Below are 22,019 nucleotides of genomic sequence, written 5' to 3'. Positions count from 1 at the left end.
TTGTCATAAAACTGTCAAACAACCTTGTTTAACTACCGCCGCATTTATACATAAGGAACATGAAATGAAGCAGATCGTTAAACCCCTCGTTTTCGCCGCAGCCACCTCGATGTTTTCTTTTTCTGTTTTATCGGCAGAAATTAAGAACGTCATTTTAATGATTGGTGATGGCATGGGCCCGCAGCAAGTCGGGTTATTAGAGCTATACGCGAACAATGCACCGCATTCTATCTATCGCGGTGAAACCACTGCATTGTATAAGCTGGCCCAGGAAGGCGTGATCGGTTCTTCGTTAACTAATCCAGAGGAGGCCATCGTTGTTGACTCTGCATGTTCTGCAACGATGTTAGCGACCGGGGTATATACCGCCTCTGAGGTGATCGGAATTAACTCAAATGGCGATCATGTAGAAACGGTGCTGGAAAAAGCCAAACGGATGGGCAAAGCCACCGGACTGGTTTCTGACACCCGTCTCACCCACGCGACTCCTGCAGCCTTTGCTGCCCATGAACCGCATCGTTCTTTAGAAAATGAGATTGCGTCTGATATGTTGGCAACTGGTGCCGATGTGATGCTGTCTGGTGGTATTCGTCATTGGATCCCTAAATCTACCAATGATAAAGGGGAGACTTATAAGGCGCTTGAGTTATTGACTCAGGGCGATGTGAAGCTTAAGTCTAAGCGTAAGGATGAGCGCAATTTGCTGAATGAAGCGCAAACCCAAGGCTACAGTTTGGCATTTAATAAAAATATGTTGGCAAATGCGTCAGGTGACAAATTATTAGGTTTGTTTTCTTATTCGGGGATGAATGACGGCATTGCTTATAGCCATACTAAAAATGATCCGAAACGCACTCAACCAACATTGAAAGAGATGACAGACAAAGCTCTGGAGGTATTGGCTAAAGATCAGGACGGCTTTTTCCTTATGGTGGAAGGGGGGCAAATTGATTGGGCTGGACATAGTAACGATGCTGGCACGATGTTACATGAAATGATCAAATTCGATGAAGCGGTCAATTCAGTTTATGAGTGGGCGAAAGGTCGTGAAGATACCTTGATCATTGTGACCGCAGACCACGAAACAGGTTCGTTCGGTTTCAGCTATTCTTCAAATGACTTACCAAAACCAGAAAAACGTACTGGCGAAGCATTTCAAAAACGCGATTATGCGCCTAACTTCAACTTTGGTAAGTTTGATATTTTAGACGGTTTGTATAATCAGAAAATGAGTTATGCAGATATGCTTGCTCAGTTCGACAAATTGGATAAAGCGCAACAAACTCCAGATCATTTAGCTGAAATTGTGAACGCAAATAGTGATTTTTCGATTACCTCTGAGCAAGCAGCTCATGTGATGGCAACCAAGCCAAATCCATACTATAAAAAAATGCATAGCTACTTATCTGCGAATGATGTGCCTGCTATTAATGACTTCGACGCGTTCTTCCCTTATAACGACCGCGGTAACGTATTAGCGCGCCAACATGCGACGGGCCAAAATACGGTTTGGGGTACGGGCACGCATACTCATACTCCGGTCAATGTTTTTGCGTGGGGACCGTTAAAAGAAATCATTCCGGTTTCTCGAATTATGCACCACTCTGAATTGGGTCAATATATTAAAGATATGGTGAAATAGTCGGCGGTTTTCACGCTAATATTTACACGATGTTCTTGTCAAACGGTGCTAAGCAAAGGTTTAGCACCGTTTTTACATTTATAAATAAGAATTAGTTTATGGAGAATGCGCAGTGACCGAACCGCCAGCACTGTTCGGATTATCCTTTAGGTATCAGAGCCCAAAGGCTCTATCGAGCGTGTTCAGTTCGCTGCCTGCACCTAGTCTGACGAATCATCAATAGTAACAACCCCAAGCCGATTAACCAGCTGCTTTTGGGCTCAGGTACGCTGACCGCCGCTAATGTTAAACCAGTAATGCGCTCGCGCTGGATGCTGGTTGTGTGATTATCGGTTTCGAAGTTTCGGCCAAAGAACTCGATTGAGACTATTTTATCAGCCTCTGTTTCTGCAAATAAATTGACATAGCCATAAGGCTCGCGTTTATTTCCGCTCACTCTCGTTGGGCTGCCGTAGTGCTCGGGTTCCAATACGGCTGCATCTAAAATTTGGTGAGTGGCAAACATTAAGTTTTCAGACTTGGTGGTAATACGCAATTGATTACCACTATCACCTGCGCTCCACCAAAAACCAAAATACCCGACGGCTTGGTCAAAACTTAATTTTACAGCGCTGTTATTCGGAATAAATAGGTATTTCCCTTCGCCAAATGCCCCCCCATAAACCCCAAATTTGTGGATCTTCGCGGTGCCTTTATTTACCGAGTAATAGCCAAAATCGGCTTGGTAACCCTTGGCTAGGCTGTTGTTCGATAGTAGGTCAAAATCTTCGGTGAGGGTTAATCCGCTCACTTGAGAGCTTTGAATGCCTGGTTTTTCGATACTGTAGATAACGCCTGCCTGGCTGGCTAATGAAGTGAATACTGTTGTTAGAATGCTTGAACAGAGTGTGAATTGCATGAGTATTTTGTGAAAATTTGATACCTTGACTGGATCGCGCTAGCGTTGGTGGTTTTAGGTGCTGTTGATTACCGAGTAATCCAGTTTCATGCCAGTTTTATTATATTTTTATTTTTCAATTACTTATCGCTTAGTTCTTATTGAAATAGAATACATTTCTCGAAATGCAAACTAGGTATTCGCTTTTTGCAAATTCGATTATTCTTTTGATAGTTCAAGGGGGAAGTACAGTTTGTGGGAGAGGGACTCGTTATTGACTTGACGGTGCTCTCTTGGTCACTGAATCGTTTATTTAATTGATGATTTGTATTTGTTAGCTTTATGACAGGAAGGAATCATAGAATAATTATTGTTCCTGATGATTTGTGAGTTTAAATTGGCTTGTACAAGGATAATATTGTATTAGTTGTTTGGTTATATATATGAACCACAACTAATACATGCAGTTCTACTTTAGAAAACGGCATTATATAAGTGTCTATTTTTAATGGGTTTTTGCCTGATTTGTGTTGCGGAAATCTACTTTTGTATATAGAATTGTTTTTATATTATTATCGCTAAGCAAAGCTTTAAAAATACCAGCCAATTAGATTTAAATACATCCGCAGGTTGTGCCTATAAAAATTTAATTACATGTTTAAAAATAACGTATGGGGCTTAGATGAGTCAGTTAACTAGCTTAAGTCATCAGTGTACACTGTGACATCTACCTTATGCCATCGTTCATCCGCTTGAAGGCATAAGTAAGCACTGCTATTTGCCGCGCACGACCCTGTTCCCTCCGAGAATGCAGTATCGGGTTGTTTGTGATCGGGATAATCATTGTAAACAACTCTCAAGGCTGGTCTGGCAATCGACCACTTAGTTCAGTTCAACTGGGGGAGCAATGGTCAACAAGAGGTGAGTGTTGCAGGCTATTTTAGATGAAGCAGCAAAGCTAGCGATTAATGCTTTTGATTCCTCACGCATTATGTCGGTGATATAAAAAAGCAACTGGCCAATGCTTAGATGGCCGTCAAGCTCCAATCAAGCGCTAAGATTTATCTCGCTCTGATGCTTAAACCAGATCGACAGCTATACCTTGTCGAAGAGTGTTTTCCGCTAGGCTTATATTCTTAGCAGAAGCCAGATACCAATACTTATTCCCAAGCGTTTTCTTGTCGCTGCGTGAACAGAGAACTCTCAGTAACCCTTCGAGTAAATCTGAGGGTGGTTTATTCGCATCGATGATGCGCCTGTGGGGACTTATTCGAATCGAACCATCGCTGCATTAGGCTTGGTATTCGTTGCGATGCGCTAAAATTATTTGTATATGCTGGCATTCAGGTGCGCATAAAAATAGCTCTAAATGGCTAGTAGCGGTTTCACATCGATAGGTGTCAGTTATTCGAGACAGCTCCCTTCAATTAGTTTTTATCAATTGGTGGAGCGGTATTTACTAAATGCTATTTTTAAATGAGTCGAGAATATATCGGACTCAAATAACGGCACTGGTCTATTGAATGCGATTTTGTATTGTAAAATATTGTTCTTTCTGGAATTGAACACTGTAGTCAACTCTATGCAAAGTTTAAATCCTCTGCAGCTGCCATATGGAATAGTGTTTTAATCTAGAATATATATTCTAGCGGTCTAATATATGGCATTTGTCTTATTCTAGGTATTTTGCTTATTCACAAAAAAATCACACCGGAAAAGTAAATGACTTCCCTCTGCCTTCATTGAGAGAAATTTATTAAAGGTTTTGCTTCTAAGCCCTTAAAAATCATCTAATATATATATAAACGATAAACGAGAGGGTAAGCAGAAGTGCTACAATAATTAATCTTTTATTTCTATCTCCCATCTAAGTCATATATTCATCCCGGCCAAGTTAGGTCGAGATATTGACTGTTTTCTGATTTGTGAAGTGATACATAGAGAGCTTATATGAACAAATTTAAACTTCAAATTGTTGGCACGCTCAGTGCCATTATCCTCATCATCGTAGTGCTGCTATCGAGTCTAAGTTTTAATTCTTTCAGAACAGAAAGTATTTATTTACATGAAGAATTACTTCGTGAAAGAACGATCACTGTTGAGACTAAATTGAATGAAAAACTCAAAGCTTATAAGCAGATGTTATCTTCGATTCAAGTTGCTCCTAAGGATTTTTCCGACGCAGGCCTATCTGAAAAATTGGTCACTGAGCTGAAGGCATTACGTCGTTCGATGGGCAAGATAGGCGATGGTGTTGCGGTATTTAACAGAGATGGTGAAGTGTATTTTGAAACTGGTAAAAAGCTTAGTTTTAATGTGAAGGATTTGAACCGTGCATTTTACACGGCCTTGTTCAAACAAGGAGAAAGCTTTTTTGTCTCGCCTCCTTTTGAGTCGAAAGAAAGTGGTAATACGGTTGTCGCGATTGCTTATAAGCTCAGCGATTCAGCAGCCGTGGTGGCGAATGTATATTTGGCTTCAATACTTGAAGATATTGCGAACCGTAAAGATATGGTTTTATACACCGCCGATGGCACTATTTTGCTATCCGCCTATCCAGATTTTGTCGGCAAAAATATCTTTACCAAGCGCCCTCTATATAAACAGTTTAGCCCAGAGTCACCGAAGTTATCTTACGAAAGCGAAGTGAATGGCGAAATGGTCGCCTTCACTGCTTTTTGGGGAAAACTTGAACAGGCGAATATGAACTTTATTACTTACATTCGTAATGATCAAATTCATGAGAGTGCAGATGAGCAGTTATGGACATCTATTGTTATCGGTTTGTTTTGTCTGATTATTGCTATTTTAGTTTTATTAGTGGCCTTGAATAAGCTGGTGATTAAGCCGGTTGGCGGCGCTCCCGATGACATTGCAGCTTTAATGGAAAGTATGTCGAAGGGACATTTAAGTCAAAATCTAAAGGTGACGGGTCAAGAGACAGGGATCTATCTTTCATTGGTGAATTTATCCAGACAACTGAATGAGTTGGTTAATAACTCTCGAAGCATTTCTGAAAGTGTTTCTTCGGCATCTCAAGAGTTGAATGTGGTTATGAATGAGACTCAGAACAATGCCAATCAAGAGTTGATACAAGTCGAACAAATCTCAACTGCGATTAATGAGTTGTCATCAACCTCTCAAGAAGTGAGCAGTAAGGCGGGTTTAGCGGAACAAGATGCCGAAAAAGCTCAAGCGAATGTGTCCAGTGGGCAGTTGGTTTTAGAAGAAAATATTCGTCTTACGGATCAAATTCATCACTCGGTAACAGAGGCTGCCACTATTGTGGAAGAACTCAGGCAGTTTGCTATTGAAATTGGCTCGGTCACTGAAGTGATTACCAGTATTTCGGAGCAAACTAACCTTCTGGCGCTCAATGCCGCGATTGAAGCTGCTCGCGCTGGTGAACAAGGACGTGGTTTTGCGGTGGTTGCCGATGAAGTGAGAAACTTGGCATCGAAAACTCAATCATCGACAGTCAAAATTCAAGAGATTATCGAAAAACTGCAATCTCAATCGGATAAAGCAAATCAGCATATGATTGGGAATGTAGAGTTGATTGAAGGCTCAGTAACTTTGGCCGACCAGATCAAAGCATCTTTTGAAGATATTTCGACAGCGGTCACATCTATTTTGGACATCAATAGCTTGGTGGCCGAATCTTCACAGCAGCAATTCATGGTGACGGAAGACATTTCGAAGATTACGACACAAGCTTTTGACTCCGTGAATCAAAATGTTGCAGCGGTGAGTCAGACTTTACAAGCATCGGAAGAGTTAGCGCAGCTGGCTGAATCGCAGAAAAAAGAGTTGTCTTTCTTTCATTAGTAAATCAAGTTCGCTTGTGTTCAAAACTTGGCTTGGTCGCTTGAGACGGCAAAGCCAAGGGCCGAGCACTAGGCCCATCATCGAGAAAGGCTCATGTCTTGCTGAGTCGTGGTGGGCTCGAATAGCTTGATTGGCGTTGATAGCCTTATGGCGGATACTTCAAGTCGCACTCAAGGGTATCTATCCTTATGCGAAGCATTGATTTAAGGACTGGCTTGCCAGTGTTTTTTTAGTGCTGTAACAAACTGTTGATCCTTATGGTCAACATTGGAAACGTAAAGTATAAACTCGCTACCGTCTTTTCGAATGACCGTCACGGTCGAGTTTTTGTTGACGGTTTTTGCCCAATCAACTTTAATCTGTCGGATCTCGCTATAGGATGCTAGCTGTTTGTTTATTCGTTGCTCATCGTCCTTCCAATAGGAGAACACATGGCGCTGGGTGAAGCCATTTCCATCATTTCCCACAAAGAATAAAGCATCACTATAAAAGTAATCTATTTGATCTCCGGGTTTAATAATGCCCTGACGCTGCATGGTTTTTATATCGTGGTCTAGCAGCCATGTACCTTTCACAACGGTATCACTTGGAATGACTCCAAATGATGAACTTACTTGAAACATAAATAATGGGGCCGTTAATATCGTCAATAAATAGTGGCGGAAACGCCACTTTGAGTTTCTCAACATGGCTGCTGAATCTGGGCCATTAATAAATAAAATATAGTTTGCTAAAGGAATCACGAGGGCAACACTAAGTAATAATGAAAGGAGTTGCCAATAGTCTGTATTAATGATGAATCCACTTGCTGAATAAATCAAAGCAAGCAATATTGCAAGCCATTTGTTGGGTAAGTGGCTTTGAGTAAAACGTTGCTCATTATCAGTTTTGAGTTTACGCCATAGTGGATAATACCAAAAAATACTGAAACAGGCTCTGGCCCAAGGCATTGAAGCGTTTTGTTCTTGCTGTTTTATATATTGAAAGTTCTGATAAAACCAATATACGGCGTATAAGCCAAAGCTCAGTACCCACATCAGGGCTAGCTTTACTATCGAGACTGGAAAGAACAGCGCTTCAGTCTGGTCGGCAGTGTGCTTACGATCCATGAGCCATAATAACATCACCAGTAAATAGAGCGCACCATATACCATAAGTACGGTGGTAGCTGTTAGATACTGCATCAGCCAAGCGAGCGTCGGATTACCATCAGCTGCTGATGAATGACTTTGAATGATGCTATAGCTGAGGTGGTCTTGGGTTTTTTGGATAGCCTTACGATAAGCTGAGTAATCTTCTGGTGATATATGATCCAGTTTACTTTGATATTGATAGATTAAACTTAGCTGTTGTTTCGCTTTATCGAATTTAACCTGATGACTGAAGTGAAAAAATGGATTGTCTTCAACAAAGCTCTCATTATCAAAATTCCAGTCGCCGTCTGTTAAATCGATATCAATGGTTTGTTCTACGCGATGCGGATAACTGAGATAAAGCGGGTCAATCCGGCTTAAATCATCGGGAACCTGAAGCGAGGAACTCACTAAATTCGCATAAAAATCGGCTTGAGTGCGCTGTTGTTCGGAGTCGTTTTGCCAAAAGTTTTCAATTTGGTATTGCTCGTCGCTGCGCAATATATTCAGTTCGGTGTCATCCGTATATCGAATGGCTTGTGATACTGATGTTTTTGGGTAATACCCCTGAAAAAACTTTAAATAATCTTGCTGGATTTGCTCGAGACTATTTTCGGCTAAACGCTGGCGCTGTCTTTCGGCATCTTTACCGATATCTTGGGTTGTTGATAAGAACTGGCTTGGGCCTTCATCGGCAAGGATAAAGTGGTCGTGAACCAAAATGCCATGCTTGGCCTCAGAGACTTGCATCTGCGTTAATTGCTGGTGGTCTTTTAATAGCACCAAGGCCTCGCCAAAATCGGCTTGGTAAATATTATCGATGTGACCATGTTGAAAATTACGGGTGGGATCGAGCCAATAACGCCGTCCTTTATATTCAAGATAGGTAATCACATGATCAAAGGCCTGAACGTTTGGCAAGATGCTATCCAATTTGTCTTCGGTATTTACTAGCGCCGGATAAGCCTTAAATCCTAATTCTTTGAAGAGTGTGAGTAATAATACGGTTTTGTCTTTACAGTCGCCGTAGCGATTACGCAGCGTTTCGAAAGCAGGGGTGGGAATGTGTGAGTTTTGGTTGAGCTCGATGGCAAAGTAGCGAATTTCATCTTGAACGAAACGTAATGCGGCTGAAATTTGTGCTTCTCGATCGTGATGCTGTGTTTGAATATCGCTGACTAAGTTTTTGATGTGTTGGTCGGCGATCATCGCATCTCGGTAGAATGGTTCACTCCAACGAGCGACTTCCGCCCAAGACTGAAGCTCACTAAAATAGACCTTTGCTCTGGGATCGAAGCCAATCGGTGTATTGTCCTCAATTTTTAGCGCTTTAATCCAATTTTTTTGGATCAGGTATTCTGTCCCATGAACTGTTTGATTTTGGATGACCTCTTGCTCAGTATTTTGTAACTGGTAGTAAAGTGGTGTGGCTTTGTTCCATAGGATCCGTAACGAAAATTTAGCCAAAGGAACCGACCAATTGAGTAAGCGTTGATAGGCAAAAATATTTTGGTAGGCTGGATTCATGCCCTGGATACTGTAACTGTATTCGATAATATCGCCGACGCGAATATCATCGAGAATGATATTAAGTGTCATTTCCCCCTGATAGACCAGTTTTTCCAATTCTTCTTCACGTTGGAGCAGCTTGATAAGTGCCGAGTTGCGTTTATTGATGGGCTGCAGGTCTCTAATCACTTGGACCGAATGCAAGCGCAATTGTTGGTAGCTAGGGTCAAAGTCGATATTGATTTGGGAGTTATTTTCGACCCCTGTTTGATTCACGATGTAATCAGCATAGTGATAGTAGAACTGTGATTGTTGCTCTTCAACCTTGAGCTGAGTATCCGCTAATAAGTAATAGACACCATTTTGAATTTGATTATTTTGAATAAGCTCGGGATCAGGGAGAGCGGTCTCGCTCACCCAGTTTGGTTTTGGTGCGGTGGGAATATGATCGTCGGCCTCACTCATCGCACAGAAAATCAACAGCAAGCAGAGTAATAATTGAAGGGATATTTTATGTTGAACAATCTTCATTTGCTGTGACTTTAATCCTTTAAAACAGCTAATTACATGAGTTTAAGATTTTTGTACATTTTGTCAGTATGCCATTAGTTTATAGTTGACTCAATAAAATCAAAAGAAACAGGCTCTTATGATCGAGTACAGCGGAATATACGTGATTAGGTGGTGCGATATAACAGTATTTAAAAATGTGTGTTATGTTCAAGATATTTAATTCGCTCTATGGTGAACACCGTTCTATATTCTAGTGGTACCACATTGATTTCATACCGCAATAGTATGTTGAGAAAGCTTATTGCCATCGTAAAGGGGAACCTATGTTCGCAACCAAATTGAAAGCAGAATTAGCCAAAAATATTGAAATGATGAGCGAACTAGAGGGGATAGTGTCTTCGATTAAAGCCAGTGTTGCCACCATCGAATTTTCGACAGATGGAAAGATACTCGATGCCAATCCTTTATTCTTAAAGACGATGGGCTATCAACTTGATGAGATAGTTGGTCAACACCATTCGATGTTTTGTAAGTCAGCATATGTCGCTAGTCATGAGTATCGCAGTTTTTGGCCCGAGCTGAGCAAGGGAGTTGCGCATCAAGGGACTTTTGAGCGAGTGGCTAAAAATGGTCACACCGTTTGGCTTCAGGCAAGCTATTTTCCAGTTAAAAAGAATGGCTCGATTTTCAAAGTTATGAAAATCGCCAATGATGTGACGCGAGAGTATTTAGAGTTAGAGAGTAAAAACAACATTATGCAGGCTTTGGAACGGTCTTTAGCGATCATTGAGTTTGATCCTCAGGGAAATATATTGCGTGCTAATGATAATTTTTTAGCCACGGTCAAATACAGTCAGGAGCAAATTAAAGGACAGAAACATAAGATGTTCTGCGATGAGCTTTTTTACCAGGAAAACCCAAATTTTTGGGCCGATCTTGCCAAGGGAGAATTTAAGTCTGGGCGGTTTTTACGAAAGACCAGCTATGGCGAGGATGTTTGGCTGGAGGCAACTTATAATCCGATTATTAACCGTGAAGGCAAGGTGACTCGGGTCATTAAATTTGCGACCGACATTTCTGCGCAAGTCGCGAGAAACTTAGCCGTGGCAGAAGCCTCTGAAATTGCATTGAGTACTTCTATCGAAACCGCACAAATCGCCAAACAAGGCTCTGAGCTTTTACAAGACTCGGTTCGGCTTTCTGGCGGTATTGCTGATCAAGTCAAGCAAACTTCTGGGCGAGTACAAGAATTGAATATTAAGTCCCAGAGTATTGAGGCGATTGTTTCAACGATTAAAAGTATCGCCGAGCAAACCAACTTACTGGCCCTGAATGCGGCGATTGAAGCGGCCAGAGCTGGTGAACAGGGGCGCGGATTTGCAGTGGTTGCGGATGAGGTGCGCTCATTAGCTTCCAGAACCAGTCAATCTACTTCTGAGATTGCCGAAGTGGTATCAGAAAACCAGAAATTGACCAGTAGTGTCACCAAAGCCATGGAGGAAGTTGCGGCTATTTCAGCCGAAGGTATGGATAAAATCTCTGAAGTTTCAACGGTAATGGATGAAATTTATAAGGGAGCAGAGAATGTTTCGAATACGGTGACGCAACTCTCCGAAACTCGCTAGTCGTTTTACTGGCGGGATGACGCGCCATTCAGTTGTTGCCCTCAGGCAAGTTTATAGTATCTGGTTTGGCACTTTTTACTCGAGGCTGTCGTTTGACGCTTTACTTCGGCTCTTAATTCGCAAGATTGGTCTCTTACTTTGCAGGATATAGTGCCCCCAAAATTGCTGCTCTGCTTGCTCCGGTGACCGAACTCGCATTGCCTGCTTGTTGTTCGATGAAGCAGCGAGCTAGCCAGGCAAATGCCATCGCTTCTAGCGCTTGTTCTGGGATCCCCAGTTCTGAGGTTCGACTGAGTCGTAAGTTGGGAAGGGCCTTGGCTAGTAATTCCAGTAAAAATGGGTTGTTATCGCCGCCGCCACAGACATAAACACAACCCTTATCATGCTTGTTCAGTGACTGAGCAATGCTTTGAGCGGTAAGGTGGTACAAGGTGCATTGCACGTCTGCAGGTTTGATTTTAGCGAATCGGGCTTGTTGGAGATGGGTATCTAGCCAAGCTAAATGAAAGTACTCTCGCCCTGTACTTTTGGGGGCGGGTAGGCAGAAATAGTTATCACTGAGCAAACAGGTCAATAATCCGGGATTTGGCTGGCCACTACGCCCCCAATGACCATGGTCGTCATAGGCTAAGCCTTTTGGGTGGTGGCGTTGAAAATGCTGGTCAAGTAAGGTATTGCCGGGCCCCGTGTCGTAACCGAGTAGCGTTTGGTTAGCGATCAGGCTAGTGATATTCGCAATACCACCGATGTTTAAAATAAATCGCGCCTCGCTGGGGTCACTAAAAATGGCTTGATGGAACGCTGGTACCAGAGGAGCGCCTTGGCCCCCTAAAGCCATATCTTTATTGCGAAAGTCGGCAATCACATCAATACCCGTTGCGACCGCAATGTGACTGGGGCTTCCGATTTGCAAGCTAAATCCGAGTTCAGGAAAGTGACGAATGGTTTGCCCATGGCTTCCAATTGCTTTTATTTGGGTGGGCTCAAGTCGAGCTTGTGCTACCACTTGGTTTGCGGCGTTTGCAAACAGTTTCCCCATTACCACACTGGCTTGTGCCATTGCTGTTAATTCATTCGTTGCCGGACTACATAAGCGGTGCAGTTGGGTCAATAAAGTGTTAGGAATGGCCTGCTGGTAGTGGGCTAATAAACATGGTGGCTGTTTTGCGAAGTCAACCAACACCGCATCGACCCCATCCATGCTGGTGCCAGACATTAAACCAAGATAAATTTCGCTCATGTGAATCGCTTAATTCATGGCCAATAATACACGTTTGGTATTATCGAGTTGGGCAATCCGTGACTTAGCCGTAGGCAAGAAGCGTTTTTTCTTATCACCCTTAAGTGGCGTAGACGTCGGTAGTTTCACCGTTCGAGGGTTTTTATGTACACCGTGAACCAAAAACTCATAATGTAAATGTGGCCCGGTAACACGACCGGTAGCGCCTACCGTACCAATTATTTTCCCTTGTTTAATTCGTTGTCCAGTTTTTACATAACGTTTTTTCAAGTGCAAATATTTGGTGACATAGGCACTGCTATGTTGAATAAACACATAATTGCCATTGTATTGATTGTATCCTGATTTTATCACCCGGCCATCGCCTGCAGCCTGAACTGGCGTACCCGGTTTCGCCGCATAATCGATCCCATTGTGTGGACGAACCTTTCCTGTCACCGGATGTAAGCGGCGAGGATTGAAATTGGAGCTGATATATTTAAAATTGACCGGCGCGCGTAAGAAGGCCTTGCGCATGGGGCGCCCTTCTGGTGAATAGTAGTTATCATCATCGTCGTTGCGAACCGCTCTAAATACTTCGCCCTGATTAATAAATTCAGCGGCAATAATATTGCCATTGCCAGCATACTGTCCGTCAACATAGTATTCTTCAAACAACACCATAAAGCTGTCGTTGCTGCGAATGTCGAGAGCAAAATCGATGTCCCAACCAAAAATGGCCGCTAAAGCCATGATTTGTCCCTGACTGAGTTGTGCGCTAATCCCGGCATTCCAAAAACTTGATGTAATGTTGCCTCGCGCAAAATTGGTTCTAATTTCTAGCGCTTTTGTTTCCACTCTGGCCTGAAATTGTTGCTGTTCATCACGCTCAATAATTAAGGTTTGGTATTTTGAGCGTGGATAACGTAATTCTATTAACTGGTCATTTTCATCTAAGTAAAAATCTAGTTTATCGCCAGGATGCAGGGTTCGCAGTTGATGTGCTTCGCCGCCTAACTGATCGATTTGATAGAGGCTCTTTGCGCTGAGTCCAACACGAGAGAATAACAACGCCATACTATCGCCAGATTTTACAGTTTGTCGTTTTAGGGTATAAAAATGTTCTTCTTCGGGCTTGAGTTGGCTGCTCTCGATTGCTAAGTCTAAACGGTAACGAACACCACGTTGTAGTGGCTGTTTGGTATCGAATTGGCTGAGCCGTTGTTGCACTTCGCTTGCTTTTAGACTTTCCTTTGAGGCGTTTTCAGTCGCATTGAGAGTTAAGGCGCTGATTGGTTTTGACTGCAACGAAGGGCTTGCCTGTGGAGCCGCTGAGCTCGCTTGTTGTAAGTGCGCTTGGTTAGTGGTCGATTGACTGCTATTGGCTTTCACGTGAAGATCTTGTGAGTTGTTTAAATCACTGCTGGCTGGCTCTGAGGTCTCATTTGAAGGCAAACTGATTTGAGCTACCGGAGCAGATAAATCGATGGGTTGGCGTGATTGTTCTGCTGAGACGGGAGGGTCGCTGGGAAAGAGCAGTGCGGCCAGCACTACAATCAGCGCAATCAATAAGAGCCGTCTATGACGTTTTGGTAATAAGCTTGCCAATCTACTTCCAACATACAAACAAGAGATTAGGCCGATTGTAGCTAGATGCCAGTCAGAATGCCAGATTCAGTGCGTTTGCTGGCGATTTATCCATAATAAATTGAAGCTAAGACCCAATTTGGCGCAAGTTGACAAAAGGTGGTGCAAGCGTTTTCGCTTCGATTTATAAACATAATGTTGTGGTCGTTAAGCGCTCAGGATAATGATTGGTATACTGAGGGAAAGTTGAGTTATTGGTGAAATAAATCGCTAACAGGATGCTTATTGTAGGCTATCTGTGTTGAAGTTTTGTTTATACTTATTGTTCAGGTAAAGCTGGCACAAGACTTTCATTAGTTCATCTGAAGATTTTTCTTCACTCGTATATGCTCTCGTCCCACTCAGTTATCTGAGTGGTTTTTTTTTCGAGTTTTTTCTAGAACATCACATAGCTCAGTTAAGCTTTCGAGAGTGCGTAGTGTTAGCCGATGTGCTTTATCGGGATCTAAATGATAGATGGTTTGCTGCTGTACTGCTTGTAGTTGCGGCCATTTATTCCAGAAGTGATTGAATGCCCACTGAGCCACAATGATTGCCTGTGGATTGGCGGCCAATACCAACTCTTCAGATAATAAGGGATAAGGTGCTGGCGCTTCGGCCATAATATTCTCACCGCCGCATAGGCGGATCCCATCGTTAATCCAACTCTTGGCTGAAATACTGCGTAGTGGATTGTGCCATAGTTGATAAAAGACACTGACCTTGGGCCGAGTTTGGTAGCGTTGTTGAAGTTGCTTCAGAATTTGTTGGCTTTGTTGACTGAGTCGCAGACCTTGCTGCGGCTCTCCAAGGGCTCGCCCCAATTGTAATATTTCTTGTGGTAGTTGCAGCAGTGTTTTGGGAGCCGATACGTAGACAGCAATATTGAGTGCCGCTAATTTCTGAGCGAGACCTTTTTGATTCCCCTGTTGCCATACCAACACTAAATCGGGCTGCAAGGCCAAAATGCTCTCTAAACTAATGTATTGGTAGTTACCTATTCGCGGTAGAGATTTCGCCGCCTTAGGGTAGTCGGCGTAATCTACGGTGGCAATCAGACGATTGCCAGCACCTAAGGAATACACCAGTTCGGTCAAGTGAGGGGCTAAGGATATAATACGTTGTGGTTTGCTTACCGCGACGCTGTTAAAACTGAAGCAAAGTCCTGCAATGAGCAGCCAAATTCCTCTATAAGTAGACAATACGCGCCACATAGATTGGGCTGAGTAACAATAAAAATAACAAAGCACTCATATTCAGTTTTAAGGCTAGTCGGTCTAATTCAGCGGCTTTGGGATAATGTTTACTAGGGCCAAATCTAGCTTGTTCAACTTTTTTTTGTTGATAAAGGCGAGGCCCTCCAAGCTCACTTTGTAGACTAGACGCGGCGACGCCGAGCAATTGACCGCTGCTGCTGTAGGGCCAGCGAAATCCTTGCTTACCTGCTGTGAAGTTGCGTCCGTAATGACCATAGCAGCAAAAAATTAAACTGAGTATGCGGAAGGGGAGCCAGCTAAAGGTTTGATAAAGAATGCTCGCAGTGCGACCAAATTGTCGATATTGCACTAGCTTGGGGTTCCAAGTTTGATGTAACTCGCAGACTAAGCGATAGCTTAAGGCTGGAACGATACCGCCGACCATAAACCAAAAAATCACCCCAAACCAATTGCTAGCTAAGCGGAGAAGCAGCATCTCGGCGCTGGCTTTGGCTACCCCCACTGCCGAAAGCTCTTCACAATCGCGCAGTACCCAAGGGCGAAGTAAGCTGCGGGCTTGCTGATGCTGCTGCCTATTGATCAGCAAAGTGATTTTGTGATAGCTGTGCATTGGTTGTTGCCATTGCAATAAACACAGTAATAACAAGGGGTCAACCAGCATTGTTAAGGGATTCAGTTGATTAAACAGAACTAAGCCTATGGCTAAAGGTAGCACTAGGGTAAACAAGGCCATGCTGCCAGCTAGACGCTGTTGTCTGGTTCCATTACTGCTCCGATTGACTTTTTGCGCTAACAGCTCGGCTAAGCGACCAACAACCAACAAGGGTTGCTTGAACAGCTGGCCGCTGATCAGTCGCTCTAAGGCAATGCCGAGTAAAGGGATGCTAAGGCTGAACCAAAGCCAAGAGCTTTCATCCATTAGCGTTGCAGCTGTTGCAACATCGCTAGCACAAGGGCGGTAGAGTGCTTGGCTGCGGTTTCTAAAAATTCATCAAAAGACGCGGGTGATTCTTTACCAGCAATATCCGATAAAGCACGGATCACAACAAAGGGCACTTTGGCTAAATGGCAAACCTGAGCGATTGCCGCTCCTTCCATTTCCACCGCCATCATATTGGGGAAGTCAGCGCGGGCTTTTGCTACTCGCTCTGGGTCGGCCATGAAAATATCACCAGTACAAATTAAACCTCGGACGATTTGATGCCCCGATAGTTGTTGAGCGGCCTGCTCGGCAAGCTCAATTAACTTGCTATCGGCCTTATAGGCGGCGGGGTTGGCTGGTAGTTGACCCATTTCGTAGTTAAATGCGGTGAGGTCAACATCGTGGTAACGCAGCTCCTCAGAAATGACTACATCACCCACTTTTAGCTTGGGATCGAAGCCGCCAGCAGAACCAGTATTAATCACTTGGCTGGGCTGGTAGCGCTGCAATAATACGGTGGTGGCGATCGCTGCGGCAACTTTACCAATACCAGAGCGAGTGACCACAACGGGATGCTGATTAATCTCTCCACTATAGAACTCACAACCTGCAAAGCTGTAGGTCTCACAGTTGTTGATTAGTTCGCGAAGTGCTACCACTTCTTGTTCCATTGCACCAATAATTGCCGTTGTCATAAGTGTCTCTGTAGTTAAAGAAGAAATCCGCCAGATTTTATCATAAGCCGATGGGATAGACAGCTATAGATCGCGCACAAACACGTGTTGTGATTTGCGATGTTTAAAGCCGATATGTTGATAAAATTGGTTGGCCTGTTCACGAGTGGTATCGCAACGGACCCGAATTTCACCTACCCCGCGACTGTTTGCCCAATGGCGGCATTGTTTCACTAAGTGGCGGCCAATGCCTTGTTTTTGGTAGTTCAAGTCGACAGCCATGCCACTAATTTCGGCAAAAGGAAGTGAGCCTAAACGTAAGGCTACATAAACATGTACCCAGCCAATCACTTGCTCTTGTTCATTGAGGTAAACAAAAGATTGATGGGCAGGGTTTTCCAAAATGGCATGAATGTTCGGTAATACAGTTTGTGCCGTTGGGTGGTAGCCAAGTTGTTCAGCCAATTTGGCCACTGCGCTGGCATCTTCTTCACGAATGGGACGAATATGCATAGTTTTCCTTATGTTCGTTAAAATTCACTATTATTTTTATCAGTCAATAGTTACCGCCTTCTGCGGCAGACTGCAAGCAGCTTAGGTAAGATTTATGACTTTTTTAAGTCTGTTACAGGGATTTTGTTGCCAGAAGTTTGTTGCAAGTGTAATTGTCCCGAGAAATAAGTGGCGAACTCGGTATTCGTCTCATCATTAACTTCGCTATATTATCCTTGTTTATTGAAGGCTTAGTATTATCTATCAAGCTTTCTGGCTCTGCATTACAGCTAGAGAGCTGCGAAATAATGTAAAACGGCGTGGGTCACATTTCTGTATCGCTATAGACAATAGTCGTATTGTAGGGTTTTCTAAATTAGTCTTTACTAATTTAAATTCTCAGCTTGTTATAGCAGGAGTTCGTTAGATGTCGCATATTGTGGTATTGGGTGCCGGATTGGGTGGTTTAGCGGGGGCTTACGATCTTAGAAATAGATTGGGTAAATCACATCAGATCACGGTGGTAAATGAGTACCCCGCATTTCATTTTGTTCCTTCTAATCCATGGGTGGCGGTGGGATGGCGAAAGCCAGAACAGATCTGTATTGATTTACTTAAACCTTTGACTAATAAACAGATTGACTTGGTGGTGGGGCGAGCGACTTTACTAGATGCTGCACATAATCGGCTGGAGATAGAAGGGGCTGATGACTTGCAATATGACTATCTGGTGATCGCAACTGGGCCCAAATTAGCTTTTGAGCTGATTGAAGGTGCAGGGCCTGTGGGCGGTTTTACTCAGTCGGTTTGTACCTTAGGGCACTCGATCGAATGCTATCAAGATGTGCAAAAGCTCATCGAAAACCCCGGTCCAGTGGTCGTGGGGGCTTTTCAAGGCGCGAGTTGTTTTGGTCCTGCCTATGAGTATGCACTGATTTTAGATAAGGCGCTGCGGGATGCGAAAATCAGGCATAAAGTCCCGATGACCTTTGTGACTCCAGAGCCTTATATTGGTCATTTGGGGCTGGGTGGGGTCGCTGACTCTAAATCGATGTTGGAAAGTCAGCTGCGTAATCGGCACATAAAATGGGTGGTTAATGCCAAAGTTGAGCGGGTGAGTGAAGGGAGCATGCGAGTGGTTGAATGTGATCACCAAGGAGAGCTGAGAGACATCCATGATTTAGCATTTGTACATGCGATGTTGATCCCTCCTTTTAAAGGAGTTGAGGTGGTGGCTCAGGTACCAGAACTGTGTAATGAAAAAGGTTTCGTTAAGATTGATGAGTTTCAGCGCTCTCCCCATTATCCAAATATTTTTTCGGCTGGTGTTTGTGTAGCGATCCCGCCTGTTGAAGTTACCCCAGTGCCACTAGGCACACCAAAAACCGGTTATATGATTGAGTCGATGATGACCGCGATTGCAGAAAATATTCATGCCGATTTAACTCAGCAACCAGCCACAGCAAAAGGCAGCTGGAATGCGGTTTGTTTGGCCGATACCGGGGATGGTGGGATCGCATTTGTGGCGATGCCACAGATCCCTCCGCGTAATGTCACTTGGTTTGCTCAAGGCAAATGGGTGCACTTAGCCAAGGTTGGTTTTGAAAAATACTTTATGCATAAGATGAGAGCTGGAACCAGCGAGACATTTTACGAGAAGTTTGTGATGAAAAAGCTTGGCATCGAGCGTTTAGAAGATGAGTAGTTTATAGCACGCTGATCTTCGAGGATTGACCAACAATAAAGGTGCTGTATTTTGCGGCACCTTTATTGTTGAGTTCTATTGTTTAAGCCCAAATCACCAAGCTGAACAGCTTTTTACCGCGCTTAATTAAGGTGTATTTGCCAAACAATGCGCCGTTTGCACTCAGCTCTGCCATTGGGTCAGTGACTTTCTCGCCATTAATGGCAACCGCACCATTGCCAATGAATTCACGCGCCATCTTGTTCGATTTTGCCAGTTCGGTGGCGGTTAATAGCTCAACCAAGCTGGCTTGTGTTTGCTCAATTTGACGACAGGGTAAGCCATCTTGGGCCAGCTGCTCTAAGTCTGATTCGCTGAGCGAGCTTAAGTCACCAGAAAATAGCGCTTGGGTGATCCGCTCTGAAGAGGCTAAACCTTCTTCACCATGTACTAAGCGGGTGACTTCACGAGCTAAGATGGCTTGCGCTTCAGGTCGGCCCTGAGCACTTTTATCACGCTCTTCAATGGCAGCAATCTCTGCAACACTTAAGAAGGTGAAGTAACGAAGGAATTGGTAAACATCGGCATCGGCGCTGTTAATCCAAAACTGGTAGAATGCGTAAGGAGAGGTACGTTTAGGATCGAGCCAAATTGTGCCAGTCTCAGTTTTACCAAATTTAGTGCCATCGGCTTTGGTGACGAGCGGCATGGTTAAACCATAGACTTTATTGCCATACATACGGCGCGCCAGATCGATACCACCAGTAATATTCCCCCACTGATCGGAGCCACCAATTTGCAGGGTGGTATTTTCTTTGTCGCTCAACTCGGCAAAATCGAAAGATTGCAGCAACATATAGCTAAACTCGGTGAAAGAAATGCCCGATTCATCGCGGTCGATACGCTGCTTCACCGACTCTTTCTTGATCATTGCATTTACGCTGAAGTGTTTACCCACACCGCGCATGAAATCAATCACGTTGACGTTGCCAGTCCAATCGAGGTTGTTAATCACTTTCGCCGCATTGTCTTGCTCGCCAAATTCAATAAATTGGCTGACTTGTTTTTGTAGCTTAGCAACCCAACCAGTCACCACTTCATCACTGTTGAGTTTACGTTCGGCCGCTTTAAAGCTTGGATCGCCAATTAAACCAGTTGCCCCACCCACTAGGGCTAAAGGTTTATGGCCTGCCAGTTGAAAACGCTTCAACATCAATAGTGGCACCAGGCTACCAATGTGTAGGCTGTCGGCGGTGGGGTCAAAGCCACAATACAGGGTGCGGGCTCCACTAGAAAGGTGTTCGGCCAGTTCTTCGTCGGCAGTACATTGGGCGACTAAACCACGCGCCTTAAGATCTTCTATTAATGGATTAACCGTTGTTGTCATAATTTAACCTGTATCTATTGCTGTGCCCACGGGGGCGGTGAACAAATTTCGAGCCGAAGATTCTACACTTAAGCTAGCGCTAAAAAAACAGCTTAATTCCGCTAACTGGCCTATTTAAGCTGAACTTGGGATGAATTGCCTGGTGCTTGGCTCGTTTCGCCTGATTTTGCGCTTATTTTATTTTGCCGCTTGAGAGTTCTTCGGCGAGATCGAGAGGCGCGACAATGGTCCCTTCTCCAGCAAAGCTGGGAGCAACGGCAATGTCGAAGCCATCTTGGCTCATACCGGGCGCCCATTTCTCGATAAAATCGTCGAGCGAAATTGCAAGCGATTGAAAGCTGGAATGATCTTTACTGGCCCAGTGTTCCGCAAATGCAGGTTCGCTCCATAGTAACAGGACTTTTTCTTCGCCGGTTTCGATGATTAAGCAACCCTGCTCATCACTTAAAGTCCATAGTTGTTGCGCTTGGCGAGCCTGCTCTACAAACGACTGGTAACGTTGTTTGCTGGTGAGACGGTTGTATTGCTCTATGGCGGCATTGTCGCTGCTACTCATATTGATTCCTAGGTGATAAATTGCGGCGCACAGTATAACAGCTCTGTTTGATCAAAATAGCCTTTAGATCTGTCGTTGGATTGATCTATGCCGATGCAGTGCTCGGCGCTTATCGCTAGACTGGCTTCCGTGATTTTAAGCTGGTTTTGGTCAACGTAGGTAAGTAGTTGTTGTGCAATTAGATTTATATGTAAATACGCTCGGGCGTCACTTAAAGCAGCAGTTTGCTGGAAAAGTCCGCAAACTTAGTGTGGATGGTGATTTTACCTGTCCTAATCGCGACGGTAGTATTGGCGTTGGCGGCTGTACTTTTTGTAACGTGGACTCCTTTGTGAAACCCGAACAAAAACGTTTATCAATTGCTGAGCAGCTGACTGCGCGTAAAGCTGAAATGAAACATAAAAATATCGCTTATCTCGCCTATTTTCAGGCCTATACTAGCACCTATGCTGAGATTGAGTATTTACGTTCGATGTATCAGCAGGCTTTAAATGACCCATCGGTGGTGGGCTTGTGCATTGGTACTCGCCCAGATTGTGTGCCAGATGCGGTATTAGAAATGTTGGCCGAATTTCAGCAGCAAGGTAAAGAAGTGTGGCTGGAGTTAGGAGTACAAACCGCCCACGATGAAACCTTGAAGCGAATTAATCGAGGGCATGATTTTGCGGCTTTTGAACAAACGGTGGCGCGGGCTCAGCGACACAAAATTAAGGTTTGCGCGCATTTAATTTTAGGTTTGCCAGAAGAAACGCTAACGCATTATATGCAATCGCTTGAGGCTGTATTGGCTTTGGATATTGCAGGTATTAAGCTACATCCCTTACACGTGGTGGAAGGCAGTACCATGGCTAAGGCTTGGCGAGCGGGTCGTTTAAGCACCATGAGCCAAGCTGAATACGTGAGCGCAGCGGTAAAGCTGATCCAGCATACGCCGCCACATGTGGTGTTTCATCGGGTGAGTGCGCATTCACGGCCTCCCATATTATTAGCGCCAGAGTGGTGCCAGAATAAATGGTGGGCACTCACCGATATTGCGAAAGCACTGGCTGAACAAGGCGCCCAAGGAACAGCCTTAGCCACTAAAGTTACTTAGTGTGTGACGTAATTACTTGTTT

General features: G+C 44.0%; 15 protein-coding genes. 5 read left to right on the top strand and 10 right to left on the bottom strand.

The genetic code is table 11. The features are described 5' to 3' along the window. Positions 1-64: 64 nt before the first annotated feature. Positions 65-1,642 carry an alkaline phosphatase gene (locus ACRRS0_RS17840; RefSeq protein WP_432451868.1) on the top strand — a complete coding sequence of 526 codons (1,578 nt, stop codon included), beginning with the start codon at positions 65-67 and terminating at the stop codon, positions 1,640-1,642. A 169-nt stretch (positions 1,643-1,811) separates the two neighbouring features. Here ACRRS0_RS17840 and ACRRS0_RS17835 read toward each other — a convergent pair whose 3' ends face one another. After that, on the bottom strand, positions 1,812-2,540 hold the full coding sequence (locus ACRRS0_RS17835; RefSeq protein WP_432451869.1) for an Npun_F0296 family exosortase-dependent surface protein: 729 nt from the start codon (positions 2,538-2,540) through the stop codon (positions 1,812-1,814). 1,929 nt (positions 2,541-4,469) lie between these two features. Between ACRRS0_RS17835 and ACRRS0_RS17830 the strand changes: the two genes are divergently transcribed. Next, positions 4,470-6,347 carry a methyl-accepting chemotaxis protein gene (locus ACRRS0_RS17830; protein WP_432451870.1) on the top strand — a complete coding sequence of 626 codons (1,878 nt, stop codon included), beginning with the start codon at positions 4,470-4,472 and terminating at the stop codon, positions 6,345-6,347. A gap of 203 nt (positions 6,348-6,550) precedes the next feature. On the opposite strand, the gene ACRRS0_RS17825 is transcribed toward ACRRS0_RS17830, so the two are convergent. Next, positions 6,551-9,520, bottom strand: coding sequence for a DUF3857 domain-containing transglutaminase family protein (locus tag ACRRS0_RS17825; RefSeq protein ID WP_432451871.1), 2,970 nt, complete (start codon positions 9,518-9,520; stop codon positions 6,551-6,553). A gap of 305 nt (positions 9,521-9,825) precedes the next feature. On the opposite strand from ACRRS0_RS17825, the gene ACRRS0_RS17820 reads away from it, so the two are divergent. Continuing rightward, positions 9,826-11,127 carry a methyl-accepting chemotaxis protein gene (locus ACRRS0_RS17820; protein ID WP_432451872.1) on the top strand — a complete coding sequence of 434 codons (1,302 nt, stop codon included), beginning with the start codon at positions 9,826-9,828 and terminating at the stop codon, positions 11,125-11,127. 133 nt (positions 11,128-11,260) lie between these two features. Here the strand turns inward: ACRRS0_RS17820 and ACRRS0_RS17815 are convergent, their stop codons facing one another. The 6 genes from ACRRS0_RS17815 to ACRRS0_RS17790 all read right to left on the bottom strand — a co-directional run bounded on the left by ACRRS0_RS17815 (position 11,261) and on the right by ACRRS0_RS17790 (position 17,298). Further along, a complete protein-coding gene (locus ACRRS0_RS17815) occupies positions 11,261-12,367 on the bottom strand; it encodes an anhydro-N-acetylmuramic acid kinase (RefSeq protein WP_432451873.1) in 1,107 nt (368 codons plus the stop codon). Positions 12,368-12,376: 9 nt separating this feature from the next. Beyond that, positions 12,377-13,954 (bottom strand): peptidoglycan DD-metalloendopeptidase family protein, encoded by a 1,578-nt coding sequence (locus ACRRS0_RS17810; protein WP_432451874.1) that lies wholly within the window; start codon positions 13,952-13,954, stop codon positions 12,377-12,379. Positions 13,955-14,334: 380 nt separating this feature from the next. Next, entirely contained in the window at positions 14,335-15,174 is an 840-nt protein-coding gene (locus ACRRS0_RS17805) for a cobalamin-binding protein (protein WP_432451875.1), read from the bottom strand. Continuing rightward, the gene (locus tag ACRRS0_RS17800) at positions 15,161-16,108 is read right to left on the bottom strand and encodes a cobalamin biosynthesis protein CobD/CbiB (RefSeq protein ID WP_432451876.1); all 948 of its coding nucleotides are present in this window, start codon (positions 16,106-16,108) and stop codon (positions 15,161-15,163) included. The genes ACRRS0_RS17805 and ACRRS0_RS17800 overlap by 14 nt, the downstream gene beginning before the upstream one ends. Continuing rightward, entirely contained in the window at positions 16,108-16,806 is a 699-nt protein-coding gene (gene mtnN, locus ACRRS0_RS17795; RefSeq protein ID WP_432451877.1) for a 5'-methylthioadenosine/S-adenosylhomocysteine nucleosidase, read from the bottom strand. The genes ACRRS0_RS17800 and mtnN overlap by 1 nt, the downstream gene beginning before the upstream one ends. Positions 16,807-16,869: 63 nt before the next feature. Then, positions 16,870-17,298, bottom strand: a complete 429-nt coding sequence (locus ACRRS0_RS17790) for a GNAT family N-acetyltransferase (RefSeq protein WP_432451878.1) — start codon at positions 17,296-17,298, stop codon at positions 16,870-16,872. Positions 17,299-17,704: 406 nt separating this feature from the next. Here ACRRS0_RS17790 and ACRRS0_RS17785 point away from each other — a divergent pair, with 406 nt between their 5' ends. Beyond that, entirely contained in the window at positions 17,705-18,982 is a 1,278-nt protein-coding gene (locus tag ACRRS0_RS17785) for an NAD(P)/FAD-dependent oxidoreductase (protein WP_432451879.1), read from the top strand. A gap of 82 nt (positions 18,983-19,064) precedes the next feature. Here the strand turns inward: ACRRS0_RS17785 and tyrS are convergent, their stop codons facing one another. Together tyrS and ACRRS0_RS17775 are read right to left on the bottom strand one after the other, a co-directional pair. Continuing rightward, entirely contained in the window at positions 19,065-20,348 is a 1,284-nt protein-coding gene (gene tyrS / locus ACRRS0_RS17780) for a tyrosine--tRNA ligase (protein WP_432451880.1), read from the bottom strand. A 172-nt stretch (positions 20,349-20,520) separates the two neighbouring features. Next, positions 20,521-20,904: a DUF2750 domain-containing protein gene (locus ACRRS0_RS17775; RefSeq protein ID WP_432451881.1), complete on the bottom strand. Its 384-nt coding sequence runs from the start codon at positions 20,902-20,904 to the stop codon at positions 20,521-20,523. 172 nt (positions 20,905-21,076) lie between these two features. Between ACRRS0_RS17775 and ACRRS0_RS17770 the strand changes: the two genes are divergently transcribed. Beyond that, complete coding sequence (locus tag ACRRS0_RS17770) at positions 21,077-21,997, top strand: TIGR01212 family radical SAM protein (RefSeq protein ID WP_432451882.1); 921 nt, start codon at positions 21,077-21,079, stop codon at positions 21,995-21,997. The last annotated feature ends 22 nt before the right edge of the window (positions 21,998-22,019 follow it).

The organism is Agarivorans sp. QJM3NY_29 (assembly GCF_050870835.2).
Classification (GTDB): domain Bacteria; phylum Pseudomonadota; class Gammaproteobacteria; order Enterobacterales; family Celerinatantimonadaceae; genus Agarivorans.
The sequence above is the reverse complement of the archived record's forward strand: the minus strand, read 5'-3'. Positions and strand labels throughout refer to the sequence as shown.